This window comes from Neisseria sp. S1, assembly GCF_048060015.1.
Classification (GTDB): domain Bacteria; phylum Pseudomonadota; class Gammaproteobacteria; order Burkholderiales; family Neisseriaceae; genus Neisseria; species Neisseria arctica.
The window spans coordinates 50,743-66,793 of the sequence record NZ_JBLUPI010000009.1 but is presented as its reverse complement, the minus strand read 5'-3'; the positions used below and the strand labels follow the sequence as shown (position 1 = coordinate 66,793).

The 16,051-nt window shown below is 48.0% G+C and carries 15 protein-coding genes; 4 read left to right on the top strand and 11 right to left on the bottom strand.

Features of this window, described 5'->3' with window-relative positions; translation table 11 throughout:
- Positions 1 to 112: 112 nt before the first annotated feature.
- The 5 genes from ACEPPX_RS08340 to ACEPPX_RS08320 form a co-directional block, all read right to left on the bottom strand.
- A complete protein-coding gene (locus ACEPPX_RS08340; protein ID WP_416623646.1) occupies positions 113 to 868 on the bottom strand; it encodes an ABC transporter permease in 756 nt (251 codons plus the stop codon).
- Positions 869 to 904: 36 nt separating this feature from the next.
- Positions 905 to 1,804, bottom strand: a complete 900-nt coding sequence (locus ACEPPX_RS08335) for an ABC transporter ATP-binding protein (RefSeq protein WP_416623645.1) — start codon at positions 1,802 to 1,804, stop codon at positions 905 to 907.
- Positions 1,805 to 1,947: 143 nt separating this feature from the next.
- A complete protein-coding gene (locus ACEPPX_RS08330) occupies positions 1,948 to 2,214 on the bottom strand; it encodes a hypothetical protein (RefSeq protein ID WP_416623644.1) in 267 nt (88 codons plus the stop codon).
- A 26-nt stretch (positions 2,215 to 2,240) separates the two neighbouring features.
- On the bottom strand, positions 2,241 to 3,917 hold the full coding sequence (locus ACEPPX_RS08325) for a formate--tetrahydrofolate ligase (protein WP_416623643.1): 1,677 nt from the start codon (positions 3,915 to 3,917) through the stop codon (positions 2,241 to 2,243).
- A 167-nt stretch (positions 3,918 to 4,084) separates the two neighbouring features.
- Positions 4,085 to 4,954, bottom strand: a complete 870-nt coding sequence (locus ACEPPX_RS08320; RefSeq protein WP_416623642.1) for a mechanosensitive ion channel domain-containing protein — start codon at positions 4,952 to 4,954, stop codon at positions 4,085 to 4,087.
- 170 nt (positions 4,955 to 5,124) lie between these two features.
- Here ACEPPX_RS08320 and udk point away from each other — a divergent pair, with 170 nt between their 5' ends.
- Positions 5,125 to 5,781, top strand: coding sequence for a uridine kinase (gene udk, locus ACEPPX_RS08315; RefSeq protein ID WP_416623641.1), 657 nt, complete (start codon positions 5,125 to 5,127; stop codon positions 5,779 to 5,781).
- Between the two features lie 86 nt (positions 5,782 to 5,867).
- Here the strand turns inward: udk and ACEPPX_RS08310 are convergent, their stop codons facing one another.
- Positions 5,868 to 6,923, bottom strand: a complete 1,056-nt coding sequence (locus ACEPPX_RS08310) for a metallophosphoesterase (protein ID WP_416623640.1) — start codon at positions 6,921 to 6,923, stop codon at positions 5,868 to 5,870.
- 125 nt (positions 6,924 to 7,048) lie between these two features.
- Positions 7,049 to 8,422, bottom strand: coding sequence for a Na+/H+ antiporter NhaC (gene nhaC, locus ACEPPX_RS08305; RefSeq protein ID WP_416623639.1), 1,374 nt, complete (start codon positions 8,420 to 8,422; stop codon positions 7,049 to 7,051).
- Positions 8,423 to 8,669: 247 nt separating this feature from the next.
- Here nhaC and ACEPPX_RS08300 point away from each other — a divergent pair, with 247 nt between their 5' ends.
- Together ACEPPX_RS08300 and ACEPPX_RS08295 are read left to right on the top strand one after the other, a co-directional pair.
- Positions 8,670 to 9,137 carry a GNAT family N-acetyltransferase gene (locus ACEPPX_RS08300; protein WP_416623638.1) on the top strand — a complete coding sequence of 156 codons (468 nt, stop codon included), beginning with the start codon at positions 8,670 to 8,672 and terminating at the stop codon, positions 9,135 to 9,137.
- A 112-nt stretch (positions 9,138 to 9,249) separates the two neighbouring features.
- Complete coding sequence (locus ACEPPX_RS08295) at positions 9,250 to 9,513, top strand: acyl-CoA-binding protein (RefSeq protein ID WP_047760840.1); 264 nt, start codon at positions 9,250 to 9,252, stop codon at positions 9,511 to 9,513.
- Positions 9,514 to 9,687: 174 nt separating this feature from the next.
- Here the strand turns inward: ACEPPX_RS08295 and ACEPPX_RS08290 are convergent, their stop codons facing one another.
- From ACEPPX_RS08290 to ACEPPX_RS08280, 3 genes are all read right to left on the bottom strand, one after another.
- Entirely contained in the window at positions 9,688 to 10,101 is a 414-nt protein-coding gene (locus tag ACEPPX_RS08290) for a hypothetical protein (RefSeq protein WP_047760839.1), read from the bottom strand.
- Between the two features lie 12 nt (positions 10,102 to 10,113).
- Positions 10,114 to 10,575: an outer membrane protein assembly factor BamE gene (locus tag ACEPPX_RS08285; protein WP_416623637.1), complete on the bottom strand. Its 462-nt coding sequence runs from the start codon at positions 10,573 to 10,575 to the stop codon at positions 10,114 to 10,116.
- An 81-nt stretch (positions 10,576 to 10,656) separates the two neighbouring features.
- Entirely contained in the window at positions 10,657 to 12,345 is a 1,689-nt protein-coding gene (locus ACEPPX_RS08280; RefSeq protein WP_416623636.1) for a YadA-like family protein, read from the bottom strand.
- 648 nt (positions 12,346 to 12,993) lie between these two features.
- On the opposite strand from ACEPPX_RS08280, the gene nhaA reads away from it, so the two are divergent.
- Positions 12,994 to 14,142 carry a Na+/H+ antiporter NhaA gene (nhaA, locus tag ACEPPX_RS08275; RefSeq protein ID WP_416623635.1) on the top strand — a complete coding sequence of 383 codons (1,149 nt, stop codon included), beginning with the start codon at positions 12,994 to 12,996 and terminating at the stop codon, positions 14,140 to 14,142.
- A gap of 83 nt (positions 14,143 to 14,225) precedes the next feature.
- On the opposite strand, the gene recJ is transcribed toward nhaA, so the two are convergent.
- Entirely contained in the window at positions 14,226 to 15,917 is a 1,692-nt protein-coding gene (recJ, locus tag ACEPPX_RS08270; RefSeq protein WP_416623634.1) for a single-stranded-DNA-specific exonuclease RecJ, read from the bottom strand.
- Positions 15,918 to 16,051 lie beyond the last annotated feature (134 nt).

The window sequence follows — 16,051 nt, the reverse complement described above, 5'->3', positions numbered from 1 at the left end:
TCAAATTATAAGGGCAAATATCGGAATATAAAGCGGCAGCGGTATGAAACATTTTCTACGGCAGCCTGCCGTTTAGTGAAAAGGCCGCCTGAATTTTTCAGACGGCCTTAATTTAGTTGCGTAATTTCCATCCTGATTTCAATACCATCAATACGCCCGCAGCCACTGCCACGGTAAAGCCGCCGACCACGGCCAAAGAAAGCCACGGCGAAGTGTCGCTTACGCCGAAAAATCCGTAACGAAAGCCGTCTATCATATAAAACACGGGATTCAAATGGCTAAGGCTCCGCCAAAAAGGCGGCAGACTGTTAATCGAATAAAACACACCCGATAAGAATGTAAGCGGCATAATCAGGAAATTTTGAAATGCGGCAAGCTGGTCGAATTTTTCAGCTACGATACCGGCCAACAAACCGAGCGTTCCCATCAATGCACAACCAAGCAATGCAAAAACGATAATCCACAAAAGATTATGCGGCAGCGGCAATCCGAACCAAGCAGTAGCCGCTAACACACCCAAACCGACCAACACGCCGCGCACCACTGCCGCGCCCACATAAGCCGAAAAGAATGCGCTCACTGAAAGCGGAGGAAGCAGGATAAATACCAAATTGCCTGTAATACGCGATTGGATCAGACTACTGGATGAGTTTGCAAATGCGTTTTGCGTCATACTCATCATCGCCAAACCCGGAATCAGAAAGGCGTTGTATGATACATTCGGCAGCACCTCAACCGATTTGCCGACGGCATGGGAAAAAATCAGCTGATACAGCAGCGCGGTAATCATCGGTGCAGCCAAGGTTTGGAAACCCACTTTCCAAAAACGCAAAACTTCTTTTTTAAACAGGGTATAAAAGCCTATCATGGCCGGGCAATCCTTTTACTTTTGAGTAATATGGCTTTATTTGTGCATCATTTGCACAAAAATATCTTCCAAATCGGTTTCGGGCAGTGCCATATGTTTCACTTCGATACCGGCATATTTCAAGGTTTGCAACACGAAGGCCAGTTGTTCGTAATCATCCAGCTTAAGCGGCACTACGCCATCTTTCCCCGTACCGGCCAACCATTGGTGCAGATTCTCCGGCAGGCTGCCGTTCAACAACAACTCGACGCGTATGCCTTTTTCGGCATGCAATAAATTTTCCGTAGCGTCTAAAGCGACCAATTCGCCCTGTTTCATCATAGCGATACGGCTACACAGGCTTTGTGCCTCTTCAAGATAATGGGTAGTCAGGATGATGGTATGACCTTGACGGTTCAGGCTTTGGATAAACGCCCACAGGCTTTGTCGCAGCTCCACATCCACACCGGCCGTCGGTTCGTCCAATACGATAACGGGCGGACGGTGTACCAAAGCCTGTGCGACCATCACCCGCCGCTTCATGCCGCCTGAAAGGTTACGGGTATTGGTGTCGGCTTTATCTGCCAAGCCGAGGCTTTCAATCACTTCGTCTATCCACGCAGCATTGTTTTTCAATCCGAAGTAACCCGATTGGAACTTCAAAGCTTCACGCACGCTGAAAAAAGGATCAAACACCAGCTCTTGCGGCACTACGCCCAAATTCATACGGGCGGCATACGCGTCTTTCACCACATCATGCCCCATCACCCGGATACTGCCCGAAGTCAGACGGTTCAACCCCGCCATAGCGGAAATCAAAGTAGTTTTCCCAGCACCGTTAGGCCCCAGCAAGGCAAAAAACTCGCCCTCTTCCACCTCGAAACTGACACCTTTAAGCGCAGTAAAACCATTACGGTAGGTTTTGACGGCATGATCGATAGCAAGTGCGGCAGACATAATGTTCCTAAAATATAAAAGCTGCCCGAGGCAGCACTGAAATCAGCTTTGCTTGATATTATAAACCTTTTTTCAAACCTTGCTCGTAATAAAAACAGCACCTTTACGGTGCTGTTTCAGACGGCCTCTCACAAATCATCAGACTATTTCCGCAACAACGACAGCACAAAACCAGCTACCAAAGCAGCGGCGCACAGTAAAAATACGCCGAACAACCCAATCTCGGAAACCGGCGGATTTCTGATCAAACTGATACAAACCAATGTAGAAAACAAAGCCAATATGTGCGGATAAGCATGAAAAAAGCTACCCTGCCTGCAAGTTTGCCTGCTGATTGCCGCCAACAGCAGCCATCCGACCACTGCACGGATAAAAGCAAACCCTTCGACATTGATTAATGCGGCATTCATCGCTTTTCTACCCAATCATCCGCCGTTTAAAACAAGCCCTGAATGTTACCTTCGGCATCCACATCGATATTTTCGGCGGCAGGCACTTTGGGTAAACCAGGCATTTTCATCATATTGCCGCATAAGGCAACGATAAAACCCGCACCTGCCGACACGCCGATACTGCGGACATGGATACGGAAACCCTCGGGCGCACCCAAGCGTTTGGGATCATCGCTGAGGGAATATTGCGTTTTCGCCATGCAAACAGGCAACTTGTCCAAACCAAGCTTTTTCAGATTCTCGATTTCCGCCAAAGCTTCGCCGCTGAAATCAACATCTGACGCACCGTATATTTTTTGTGCAACAGCGCGAATCTTATCGGTAATCGGTTCTTCAACATCATAGGCAAAGCGGAAATCTTTGGGCTGCGAAGCAATAGTATCCAACACCGCCTCAGCCAAATCAGCACCACCTGCACCGCCTTTTTCCCACACTTCGGTTAAAGCCACCGATACGCCATGTTCGGCACATGCGTGCCGAATCAAATCCAATTCTGCTTCGGTATCGGAAACAAAACGGTTTAAAGCCACAACGACAGGCAGGCCGAAAACTTCTTTCAGGTTGCGGATGTGTTTCAGCAGGTTGGGCATACCTTGTCCCAATGCCTCTAAATTTTCCTCGCCCAGCTTGGCACGCTCCATGCCGCCGTTGTATTTCAAAGCGCGTACGGTTGCCACAATGACTGCGGCATCAGGAACCAGCCCTGCCAATCGGCACTTGATATCGCAGAATTTTTCCGCACCCAAATCGGCACCGAAACCCGCTTCGGTTACCACATAATCACCCAGATAGCTCGCCGCACGGGTAGCGATAACCGAATTACAGCCGTGAGCAATGTTGGCAAACGGGCCGCCGTGCACCAAAGCCGGCGTACCTTCGATGGTTTGTACCAAATTCGGCTTTAATGCGTCTTTCAACAAAGCTGCCATCGCACCGTGGGCTTTCAAATCACGGGCATAAACCGCCTCGCCGCTTTTGGTATAAGCTACCAAAATATTACCCAAACGGTTTTTCAAATCCGCCAAATCACGGGCCAAGCAGAATACCGCCATCACTTCGGAAGCAACCGTAATATCGAATCCGTCCGGGCGGATCACCCCATCCGTCGGCTTCCCCATACCGCCGATAATATTCCGTAACTGGCGGTCGTTCATATCGACGGCACGCCGCCACAATACACGCTTGGGGTCGATATCCAGAGCATTGCCCTGATAGATATGGTTGTCGAGCATAGCTGCCAACAAGTTGTTGGCAGCACCAATAGCGTGGAAATCACCCGTGAAATGCAGGTTGATGTCTTCCATCGGCAATACTTGGGCATAACCACCGCCTGCCGCGCCTCCTTTGATACCGAATACCGGCCCGAGCGAAGGTTCGCGCATGGCGACAACAGCTTGTTTGCCCAAACGGTTGAGCGCATCTGCCAAGCCAATGGTAACGGTGGTTTTACCTTCTCCTGCTGGCGTAGGATTGATGGCAGTTACCAAAATCAAACGGCCTTTTTTAGGCGGCAATGAAAAAATATGCTGCGGGTCTATTTTGGCCTTGTAGCGGCCATAGGGTTCGAATTGTTCGGCCTGCAAACCCAGAGCGGCGGCAATTTCGCCAATCGGGCGCATTTGGGCGGAACGGGCAATCTCGGCATCTGTTTTAAACGCCATGAGTTTCTCCTTAAGTTCAGGCTTATTGAATATTATCGAATAATTATAACGTTGATTTTGCCACTTTCTTTACCAACCATACCGCTTTTTGTACTAAATCAATTAAAAACATGCCGTCTGAAAATTGTTCAGACGGCATGTTTTTAAGAGCGGATTTACGGTCATACTTAAAGTGGCCGGTTGTGATCCGAATTGATCAAACCGTGTTGCACGCGCATAAACTCATCAATTATATTTTGCTGTATTTCCAATCGTTTATGCAAAGGACAGGCAAAACGCACCACCAAATGATAGACTTTATCGTCATGCGGCACATAAGTAATGCGCGGATGGGCAGCCGGTGTGATGAAAAGTTTTTGGGTTTGCACCTGCTCCAAATGCCGCTCGACATTTTCAATGAACGGCGCGCACATCTTTTGCAATGAAACGGTTATCGGCTGGGAAACGGCCTCTGGATCCAAATTCAGCGGCACCGGCAGCTCAAACGTATGAATCACATACGCGCCCAACACGTTATCGCGCTGTACCGGTTGTGACAACAGCAAACTGTTGGGAAAAGATATGGTTTTTCCGGAAAGCTGTCCTACCAAGGGATGCGGCCCGATTTGCATCATTAGTGTATTAAGCAGATTGATATCGACCACCCGCCCGCGCAAGCCGCCCACTTCGATATAATCGCCCACCGAATATTGTTTGGTAAAGGCTCGCAGCAAGCTGCCCAACAAACACATAATCAGCTCTTTGGTCGCCAACACGATGGCGGCGGCCACCGCCAACATAGAAAGTGCCAAGGTTTGGATTTGCGCCGCCCATACCCCTATCAGGCCGATAATACATAAAATCAGCGTCAAATTACGGCTTACCACTACCCAGCGGCGTTTGTCCTCGATACCCATTTCAGGATGGCGGCGGAAATGCGTATGCACCACCACAGCACGTACCAGCAACACACCCACGATCAGCAACAACGACTGCATCAGCTCGCTGTGCATGAGCAAATCGGAAAGCAAACGGCCTGTTTTCTCCCACGTTATCATGATTTCCCCCGTAAACAGTCCGAGAACAGGCTGACCATCTGCCAGCAAAGCCGTTATACTAACGTATTTGCCGCGACAGATAAACCGCCTGTGTTTTCAGACGGCCTTTTCAATCTGCCGCAGCCTTCCGTTTCACTTCTTACTATATCGCTATTTACTATATCGCTATCATGAACAAACCTATTATTATCGGTATCGCCGGCGGTTCCGGCTCGGGCAAAACTACAGTTTCCCGCACGCTCTACCAACGTTTCAGCGGCCACCCGATCACCATTATCGAACAAGATTATTATTACAATGACCAATCGCACCTCTCGCCCGAAGTGCGCCGCCGTCAGAATTACGATCACCCTTGTGCGTTTGACAACGATTTACTTTACAGCCAACTGATGCAACTTCTCGAGCGTCAAGCGGTAGAGTTGCCGCAATACGATTATGCCGCCGACAACCGTGCCGCCCACACTAAACACCAACCGCCGGTAGATGTGATTATTTTAGAAGGTATTTTGGCTCTTTATGATGAGAAAGTCCGCAGCTTGATGGATATTAAAATTTATGTGGATACCGATGCCGATTTGCGCTTTATCCGCCGTATGCAGCGCGACTATGTTGAACGCGGACGCTCTATCAACTCGGTTGTCGGCCAATACATCAACCAAGTACGCCCGATGCACAACCAATTCGTTGAGCCGACCAAGCGTTACGCCAATATTATTATCCCGTGCGACGAACAAAATAATGTCGCCATTGATGTGTTGATGGCAAAAATCGCCGTTATTCTGCAACAACGTATGACAGGCACCGAAACCAACGGTTCGCTGCCCTAAAGCAAATAAATATATGAAAGGCCGTCTGAAAAACCTTGTTTCAGACGGCCTTTTTATTTTAAACGCGGCAGATTTCCGCATTAGCATCAACAGCTGACTGTGGGAGTAGTTTCACCGTTATCGAATACCAAGGTTTTCTCCGGCCACCTCAGCGCGGCAAGCCGGAAGGTAGAGTCTGCCGCTGCGGTGCCGTTTTTACGGTCTCGCCAGCGGGAGCCTACCGAATAATCGATACAGTACACATTACCGCGGACACCGTGCCAAGCATTGTTTTCAGACGGCATCAGATTTTCACGGTGCGGATCGGGAGCTTTCGGATACCAATGCCGCCAATAATGACCGATCACTACCGGGGTTTCTTCGTGATAATTTTGCCACCAAGCGCAACGCGCGGTAAAACGCCAACGCCCGCTGGCATAAAACGGCGCCTTCGCCGGTTCTTCTACGCCGCTGGTTAATGCGCGTATCGGATGCAGGCGGCTGCGTTGCAATTCATAAGCCGCGGTTGCAGGCATCGGCGGCGGTAGCTTTTCGGGATTTTCGCAGGCTTCGGCATAGCATTGCTGTTCTGCCAAATAGTCGCCGTACCAAGGAGCTTGAGCCAAGATATTATTCAACTCGGTATCATAGCGGCGGTACTGGGTGCGTAAATCCTCACCTCCGGCGGCCTCCAGCCTTTCCATACTTTCAGGCAGCCATGCCGCATGTACGATACGCAAGTCTTCCCGTTCCAACACCAGCGGCTGTTGTGCCAGCCATGCCGCCAATTCCGGCTTTTCGGCTTCGGGCAATACTCGCCACGGTGCGTATAGGGCATCATCTTTTTCACGGCGGGCATCAAAATACCAACCCGAACCGTCTTTAGGGTCGCCCACCAAAGCATTGAGTTCATGATTACCCAACACCATATAGGCAAACCCTGCATCATGTGCCTGTTTGAACCAAGCCAATACACGCGGGCTGTCGGGGCCGCGGTCGCACAAGTCGCCCACAAAAACCAAGCGCCGCCCTTCGGGATGGCTGCCGTCTGCCCGATAACCGAGATGATCCAGCAAGGCAAACAAAGCTTCAGCCTCGCCGTGCACATCACCGATAATATCTAACGGTGTATCGGGCAAGCGTTGGCGGTATTGGTAAGTCATACGCGTCTCCCTTACGTAAAAATCCCGGTATATCTGCCGGAAAACTCTCTTCCAAATTTTGGCGTATTGTGAACAAATCTGTTTAAAGAGGCCGTCTGAAACTTGTTTTTTCAGACGGCCTTGCATCAATTTTCTTTACGGCTAAGCGTAATGCCGCTGAAACCGAATAATAAAGTCAACAACAAGCATAAGTAACAGAAAAACGCATACGGCAAATAATCCAATACCGGCACGCCCAAAGCATGGCTGATAAACACACCGCACACACTCCAGGGTACCAGTGGGTTAATCACCGTACCCGCGTCCTCCAAAGTACGCGACAAATTGCGCGGATGTAAATTGAGCTTGTCATAAACAGACTTGAAGGTTTCACCGGCCAGCAGCAGGCTGAGATATTGTTCGCCTACCAAAATATTTACGCCCAAAGCGGTAGAAGCGGCGGCAAAAGTTACACGGCCCGTACTATGGAGCAAATGGCGGATACCATCAAGCAAAGCGGGTAATACGCCCAATGCCGCCAGCAAACCACCCATACTCAAAGCCAATACTACGATGGTTTGAGTGAAAAACATACTGCTGATACCGCCGCGGGAAATCAAACGGCCCACGTCGCCCAAATCTACCGCAGGCGTATAACCGTTGAAAAACCAGTTTCCCAACTCTCCTACTCCCGGCTTGCTATGCAGATAAGTTAAAGGTAATGCGACGGCAATGGTAGCCATAATGGTATAAATCGCGCCTACTTTACGCAGTGCCAAAACCAACAATACCGCCAAAGGCAGCAACGAGTACCAATGTACCAAACCACTTTGCTGCAATTGGTTTTGAATGGCGGTAATACTGTCAATACTGCCGCCCGTATTCCCGGCCAGCAGCCATAAAAACAGAGCGGTTAATGCAAATGCCGGTACGGTGGTATACATCATATTGCGGATATGCTCAAACAAGTCGATACCGACAATCGATGCGGCAATACCGGTGGTATCGGAAAGCGGTGACATTTTATCGCCGAAAAACGCACCCGATACAATCGCGCCCGCCGCAATCGCCGGATCCGCTTGGAATGCCTGGCTCATACCGATAAACGCCACGCCCAAGGTGGCGCACGTCGTTAAACTGCTGCCGATGGCAATGCCTACTATCGAAGTCAGCAGAAATGCCGAAAGATAATAATAACGGGGAGAAATCAAATCAAAACCGTAATACATAATGGTCGGGATCGTACCCGACATCATTAATGCCGACACCAACAACCCGATAAAGAAAAATAGGTAAATCGCACCAATGCCCGACATCACACCCTCAGCCATCTGCTGTTGCATGTCTTGGAAGCGGATACCGCGGATACGGCCATAAACCATCAAGCCGCACAATACCAAAATAATCGATAAATGCGGCATCCAACCAAATCCTATCATGGTTACACCGACTACCGAGATCACCAACACCGCGACCCAAAGTGCTTCGAGCGGCTTTAAATTTTGTAAAGATTGTTTCATGATCTTCCTATACTGCCTTACAACAGTTTTTTATTTTAAAATTTTCACTTTGCAGAAACTTAACATTATTATTGTACACGATTACACTGTTTATCTGCATTCCGGCACTTCAGCCGGCTATATACCGTCTGGTCACCGCCCTATTGCCCGGCAACCCTGATTGAATCCAGATACCGTTTGTTTTTAAGATAATTGAAAATACACTCGGCGTACCACACACAGAGAAAATCCGCTTAAGGGAATACCCATGAATGTCAAACTCCGTACCGCCACCCTCAACGATGCCGCCGTATTAGCCGATATTTACAACTGTGCCGTCCATGCCGTGGATCCGCGCCTCTATACCGAAGCTGAAAAGGCCGCATGGGCAAGGGATGCCGGCACTTCTCCGTTTTGGAAAATACGTATACCGCGCACCCGTCCCGTATTAGCGGAACGCGACGGTATGGCTGTCGGTTTGCTCGAATATCTGCCCGGCGGCTATCTCAACTGCTTATATGTCCACCCTCACCACCAGCAACAAGGTATTGCTTCGGTAATGCTCAAACATGCTGCGACAATGGCCCTACAAGAAGGTTGCGGCAAGCTGTATGCGGATGTTTCCAAAGCCGCCTTACCATTTTTCCAACGCCACGGTTTTGTCAATCTCCGTGAAAACCATATTGCCCGGGAAAATGAGGTACTGATCAACTACCGCATGTATCTGCAACTTTGACAACAGTCGAATAATCACTCCATCAAAATACTTCCGAGCCGTCTGAAAACATGATACAAAGCCTAAAAGTATCAATGTTTAACATGCAGCAACCAACAACAGGAGCCACGCCATGAGCGATTTGAAACAACAATTCGAACAAGCCCAAGCCGATGTCGTCAGCTTGGCCGAACGCCCCGACAATGCTACCCTGCTTAAACTCTATTCGCTTTATAAACAAGCTACCGAAGGTGATGTGAAGGGCGACAAACCCGGCATGTTCGATCTGGTGGCTAAAAAGAAATACGAAGCTTGGAGCAATCTGCAAGGAATGTCTTCCGAAGATGCTATGAAAGGCTATATTGCAGAAGTGGAACGTTTGCTCAACGAAGAATAAAATCAAGCGTATCTCTGCTTATACTCTACCCACAAAGCACAGTACTATCGGTATTGTGCTTTTCTTGTTAAACCAATTAAAAAACTTCAAAAACAATACACTACTAGTATATTGATGATGCCTACCGTACCAAAACAGAAACAGGACCCAAAGCCCTGTTTTTTATGTACTGAACTATCGTATGGTAACTTTTTTATAAGCCTTTAGCAGCTCATATACATCACTTGTTACGTTGATACAGCCGTTCGTCATTTTACGATCCTCAGCATTCGGAGAAACAATCCGCTCCATCCTGCGCTCAGACGGTTTACCCGTCCAAACACGATGTATCGCAAAAATAAATTTCTCTGTTTCTTTAAACTTCAATACATCTCCCCCGTAACCTTTACGGGTGGTTCGTATTAATTGCAGAGGAAAATCACCTTTGGGAGTAGCTGCACCGACCAACACGGGATAGCACTGCCCTTTCATACACAGCTCGGCCCGGCCGGTATCTACCACCACGCCTGAAGCCGGCTGTTCAATACCAAAAGCCCGGGCACTAACGCCCAGGCTTAATAGCATCAACCACAATGCTTTTTTCAACATTAACCTTCCTATTTATTGACGGATCGGTTTTGATGAAGTTTCTATTTCACGAACGATAACTTCACGCACCGTTTCTTTAGGTTTCGGACCGCAACCTTCAGGCAGCCAGAAGAACGAACGGGCATTCATGTCTTTATCGAACAAAATTTTGTATTGGCAGGTTTTATGCTCACCGTTTTCACGATAGTTGAACAGGTAGTCCCATTCGTGCACACCGTACAAACCCTCTTTGAAATGCGGACGGCCGATCAATTCATAAATTTGGTCTTTATTCATACCCGATTCAATCATCCGCACATTATCCCAATTCGGCCAAGAACCATTTTGAGTACCGTTATGACGGAAAGTGGTTTTCTCAGGGTTAGGCCATACGGGATTATCGGTGGTACCTTCACGGCTTACATGGCTCAAATTTCCGCAGGCTGCCAAAGTGGCAGCAGCAACCAAAGGTAGCATCAATTTAATCAGTTTCATTATTTTATCCTTAAATTTCTTTATTCGGTGTCGTCAGGCCGTCTGAAAATACCAGCATCAAACGGCCTGCCTTTTACGGTTTTACCACTGGTAACCAACGCTGCCACCCCAGTTTAGGTGGCGCTGGGTGTTGATGCCTACACCCGCTTTGGTAGACCATTTATTGTTGTCTGAATTACGCGCGTAACCGACAGCCAATGCCTGCTCACCGCGATAACCGCCGACACCTACAGATACCATGCTTTTGCCGGCTTCGTTCGGGCGTTGCAGGAATGCAATTGCAGTTGCTCCGGCAATACCGGCACGCAAATCGTCATCTACTTGGTCAATACGATTGCTTAGAGTATTGTTGATATTTTGAGTAGCAGCATACAGTTGACTACCGTTAACGGCATCAGTGCTGGTACTGCTGATTTCACCCGCCCCCACATTACGGATAACATTGTTACCCATATCTACCGTCGCACCGTTGCTGACATTTAAACCGGAACCGACATTAACCGTACTACCGTTAACAGCAGTAGCGGTTACTCTGTTAAAGATCGGATTGTCACTCATCTTAACAGCAATAGTACTGCCAGACGCTTCTGTAGTAATGTTTTTACCGTCACCTACAACATTCACTGTATCACCCAGCTGTCTGTTAAATGTACCACTGTCTCCAGCAAAATTTAAACCTTTAGCAATATTGGTCGTATTGGTTGCAATATTGATTACATTGGTTCCCACTTGATCAGCAACCATATATAGCTGGCTACCATTAATAGCATCAGTGCTGTCGGCTGTAATACGGCCTGCCGCCACATTGGTTACGGTACGCTCGGCACCTACCTTGCCTACGCTTACGGTAGAGTTAGGTGCTGTAGCTGCAAAACCGCTGTATGCAATACCGTTAACCGTAGCACTGGTAGTTCGTACTACTGGCGCAGTTTCAGAAGCCGAACCCAAAGCAACAGAACTTGCTTGGTCAGCTACAGCTCCACGGCCCAAAGCAACAGCTTGGGAAGCGGTTGCTTTCGAACCGGCGCCAGCGCTGAGTGACATAACACCGCTCGCCTCTGCAGCAGAACCTACAGCGGTACTTTGCCCACCGCTGGCAGTCGCTTTACGACCCAATGCAGTATCGGCTCCGTTTAACGCCGCGGCTTCAGAACCCACAGCAGTTGAAACAGCACCGGTAGCAGAAGAAGCAGAACCCAGGCTCAATGCAGATTTACCGGTAGCTTTAGATTGATTACCGACGGCTGTTGCATTATCCGAATCAGCTTGAGTAGCCACACCAACTGCAATTGATTGATTACCAGAAGCCTGGGAATTAGTTCCCAAGGCTGTGGAGAGTTGACCGGTGGCTTTAGATTCGGAACCGGCTGCAAGGCTTTGTCCGCCGCTTGCGGTACTTTGACGGCCGACAGCAGTAGCAGTTGCCCCGGATGCATTAGCTTGCTCGCCTACTGCGGTTGCCGAAATAGCAGTTGCCTTTGCTTGTGCGCCGATAGCAATAGTAGATTCTTTAGTAGCGGAGGACTCAGAACCTACCGCAACACCGGCAGTGCCCGAAGCAATCGACCATGTACCGGCCGCAACTGAATAATTGCCCGTAGCGTTGGCATGTGACTCAACGTTACTGTTGGTGCTATACACGCTGAAATACTGCTCTGCTCCAGCCGCCATTGCTGCTGAAGGAACAGCAAATAGGGCAGCCAGGATTGCTGCTAATTCTTTACGATGGATAGCCCGCAATGAAGTAGAAGAAATATGCTTTGAATACATAATACTTTCCTTATTGTTGATAAATAATGCAATTTCAGATGCCAACCTCGTAACGATAATAAAACCACTTCATTATTTAAGTCTTGTAAGCTCATTCAACTTACTGACTGCCGGCAGGCGGTATCATCCGGTCTCGATAAAAGCAGCTACTATTTTTAAATGGATTAAAAAAACAGTAGCCGCATTCTTCCCTGTGATCCAGTGATTAAGTGATGGTTTTTATTTCTGCTCAAATTAGCAAAGAGCATCAAAACAATAAAGTAATTATTCTAATCATTAAAGTATACAAGATGATATTTTATTTCTTTACCATCTAATTAATATCTAAAAAATAAATTTAAATTCCAACAAAATCATTTTAATTGGAATTTAAATTTAAATAATAACCAGAATAATATATTTATTCCAGCATCATTAAAACGCAAACAAAAGTTTATGCCATAAAAATATGTATCATATAAGCAATTAATTATTTAATTTAATATAATGCATATTATTAATTTGGTATGTTAAAGATCTACATTACCGCTATCATCTTTAATAGAAAATCCGACAAAAATCCATATTTTCATATCAATCGTTTTTAAAATTCAGCATCTTCTGTTATTATCTTTAAAAATCAAACAACCAAGAAAGAGATAAAAATAGATGAAGCAGAAACTCGTCCACTTCTTCCAATCCGAGCCTGCAGCCGGTATTACGCTGATGGTAGCGGCATTACTGGGCATTATTGCTGCCAACTCTCCGGCTGCAGCAGCATATTTCGGTGTATTGGAAAGCTATGTGGCAGGCTTAAGCGTTTTACATTGGATTAATGATGCCGTAATGGCCGTATTCTTTTTGTATGTCGGTTTAGAAGTAAAGCGTGAGCTTTTACAAGGCGAGCTGGACAATAACAGCAAACGACTGTTGCCCGGCTTGGCGGCAATGGGTGGTTTGGCAGTACCCGCACTGATTTATTTGGCATTCAATGCAGGCAGCGGAGAAGCGGCAAACGGCTGGGCGATTCCCGCAGCTACGGATATTGCTTTTGCCTTGGGCGTATTGGCACTTTTAGGCAAGCGCGTACCGGTATCGTTGAAAATATTCCTAACAGCATTGGCCATCATGGATGATTTGGCAGCCATTGTGATCATCGCTCTGTTTTATACTGCCGATTTGTCGCTGATGTATTTAGGATTGGGAGCAGTAACGCTGGCCATACTGACAGCCTTGAACTTGAAAGGTGTTTTAAAAACCACTCCCTATCTGCTGCTGGGTGTTTTACTGTGGTTCTTTATTCTGAAATCAGGTATCCATGCGACTCTGGCGGGGGTATTGCTGGCCTTTACCATTCCACTGCGCGTACATGACAGTATTGAAGAAGCGCCATTACTGAAGTGGGAACACGGTTTACAAAATTGGGTATCTTTTTTAGTTGTACCGCTGTTTGGCTTTGCCAATGCAGGCGTATCATTTGCAGGCTTCAGTGCGTCGGTGCTAGTCGAACCTGTAGTGTTGGGTATTGCTTTGGGCCTTCTCGTCGGTAAGCAGTTGGGTATCTTCGGTACGGTTTGGCTGATGAACAAACTCGGTTGGGCCAAATTACCCGAAGGAGCGACCTGGATGCAGGTTTACGGCGTAGCATTGCTGTGCGGTATCGGTTTTACCATGAGTCTGTTTATCGGATTATTAGCTTTTGAAAGCCAACAATTGCAAGACTTCAGTAAAGTCGGTGTATTCTTGGGCTCAGCCCTGTCCGGCTTGCTCGGTTATATCGTACTGATGTGCTGCGGCAACAAACCGGCCAAATCATAAAGATTCAAACCTCATATAAAAAAACGCCGTCTGAAATATTTCAGACGGCATTTTTTATATCAAATACGATATAAGCGGTACATTTATGCGGCTTCCCAATAGTCGATATAAAGTTGTAATTCGATTTGGTTTCGCCATTCATTTGCTACCGGGCGGTATACAGTACGGATACGCTCGGGAATATCTTCGGTGCAACGCCAAAACATGGCTTCGAATTCGCAACCTTCTTTTTGCAACCACACCTTTTTATGATTTACACCCATCGGCTGCTGACGCACAACGGCAAATTCATCGGTAAAACTCGGAGGCGCAAAACCCTGTCCCCATACCTGCATCGATAGATGCTGTGCCTGCGCCAACGTAATTTCCGAAGCAGGCAAACTGCCGTCGGTAATAAAGGTTTGCGACAAATCGTCCTCGCTGAGCAACTCGCCCACCACTTTGTCAAATGCCGTCTGAAATGCAGCCACGTTTTCATAACGGATGCTCAAGCCCGCCGCCATGGCGTGTCCGCCGAACTTTAAAATCAAATCAGGGTAACGCTTGCTGACGATATCCAAAGCATCGCGCAGATGCAGTTTCGGAATCGAACGCCCCGATCCTCTCACCTCTCCGTTATCTGCTGGGGCGAACACAATTGTCGGACGGTAAAAACGGTCTTTCAAACGGCTTGCCACAATCCCGACTACACCTTGGTGAAAGTCATCACGATAGGCTACCAACGTGCTCTGCCCAGAAGGTAGGATTTCAGGAAAACCGTTTAACGCATCTTGCAGCATCGATTGCTCTATTTCACGGCGTTCCATATTCAAATCATTTAATTGTGCCGCCAACGCCGCCGCTGTTTCGCTATCTTCCGCCAACAAACAGGCAATACCTACCGACATATCATCCAATCTTCCGGCGGCATTGATACGCGGCCCTAAAGCAAAACCCATATCAAACGGCTGGGCTTTGCGCCAGTCACGCTTGGCAACCTCAAACAAAGCCCGCACACCCGGGCACATTTTTCCGGCGCGCATCCGCTTTAGCCCTTGCGATACCAAAATACGGTTATTGTGATCGAGCGGCACCACATCGGCCACCGTACCCAATGCCACCAAGTCCAGCAATTCGCCCAAATTAGGCTCTTTACCCGCCGCAAATACACCGCGGCTGCGTAATTCGACACGAAGCGCCATCAATACATAAAAAATCACCCCTACCCCTGCCAAACTCTTGCTGGCAAACGTACAGCCTCTCTGGTTGGGGTTCACGGTAATGCAATCGGGTACTGCCTCGGCCGGCAGATGGTGGTCGGTAACAATCACCGTCATTCCCAAAGCCTGCGCGCGGGCAACACCGGCACAGCTGGCAATACCGTTATCCACCGTCAATAATAATTGCGCGCCTTGCCGGGCTGCCAGTTCGGCAATTTCAGGCGTTAAACCGTAACCGTGTTCGAAACGGTTAGGCACCAAAAAGTCCACCACCGCCCCCATGCTTTGCAAGCCCTTGATACCGACAGCGCAAGCCGTTGCACCGTCGGCATCATAATCGGCCACGATCAGTATTTTTTCGCGCCTCAATATAACATCGGCCAAACGCTCTGCGGCAGCCGTACATTGGCTCAAACTCTGATAAGGCAGTAGGCCGCTGAGTTTATCGTGCAACTCATCGGGATGCACCACATCACGCGCTGCGCACAAACGCGCCATCAACGGATCGGCACCGGCATCAATTAATGTTTGGCACACGGCAGGGTTATAAGAACGGGTTTGGATTTTTACAGACATGAAATAAAAATAACTTTGAAACTGCGGATTTAAGCAATCCGCTATTGTAGCGCGAAACCGCATCAAATGCCTCAACGATAAAATGCCGTCTGAAAACGATTTCAGACGGCACAATATTCTCACAAATTAATCAA

Bases quoted from the DNA above. Each gene is read 5' to 3' on its own strand.
- ACEPPX_RS08290 (WP_047760839.1), bottom strand. From the start codon at position 10,101: ATGTTGAAAAAAGCATTGTGGTTGATGCTATTAAGCCTGGGCGTTAGT.
- nhaA (WP_416623635.1), top strand. From the start codon at position 12,994: ATGAAGCAGAAACTCGTCCACTTCTTCCAATCCGAGCCTGCAGCCGGT.
- ACEPPX_RS08295 (WP_047760840.1), top strand. From the start codon at position 9,250: ATGAGCGATTTGAAACAACAATTCGAACAAGCCCAAGCCGATGTCGTC.
- recJ (WP_416623634.1), bottom strand. From the start codon at position 15,917: ATGTCTGTAAAAATCCAAACCCGTTCTTATAACCCTGCCGTGTGCCAA.
- nhaC (WP_416623639.1), bottom strand. From the start codon at position 8,422: ATGAAACAATCTTTACAAAATTTAAAGCCGCTCGAAGCACTTTGGGTC.
- ACEPPX_RS08280 (WP_416623636.1), bottom strand. From the start codon at position 12,345: ATGTATTCAAAGCATATTTCTTCTACTTCATTGCGGGCTATCCATCGT.
- ACEPPX_RS08310 (WP_416623640.1), bottom strand. From the start codon at position 6,923: ATGACTTACCAATACCGCCAACGCTTGCCCGATACACCGTTAGATATT.
- udk (WP_416623641.1), top strand. From the start codon at position 5,125: ATGAACAAACCTATTATTATCGGTATCGCCGGCGGTTCCGGCTCGGGC.
- ACEPPX_RS08300 (WP_416623638.1), top strand. From the start codon at position 8,670: ATGAATGTCAAACTCCGTACCGCCACCCTCAACGATGCCGCCGTATTA.
- ACEPPX_RS08320 (WP_416623642.1), bottom strand. From the start codon at position 4,954: ATGATAACGTGGGAGAAAACAGGCCGTTTGCTTTCCGATTTGCTCATG.
- ACEPPX_RS08330 (WP_416623644.1), bottom strand. From the start codon at position 2,214: ATGAATGCCGCATTAATCAATGTCGAAGGGTTTGCTTTTATCCGTGCA.
- ACEPPX_RS08285 (WP_416623637.1), bottom strand. From the start codon at position 10,575: ATGAAACTGATTAAATTGATGCTACCTTTGGTTGCTGCTGCCACTTTG.
- ACEPPX_RS08325 (WP_416623643.1), bottom strand. From the start codon at position 3,917: ATGGCGTTTAAAACAGATGCCGAGATTGCCCGTTCCGCCCAAATGCGC.
- ACEPPX_RS08340 (WP_416623646.1), bottom strand. From the start codon at position 868: ATGATAGGCTTTTATACCCTGTTTAAAAAAGAAGTTTTGCGTTTTTGG.
- ACEPPX_RS08335 (WP_416623645.1), bottom strand. From the start codon at position 1,804: ATGTCTGCCGCACTTGCTATCGATCATGCCGTCAAAACCTACCGTAAT.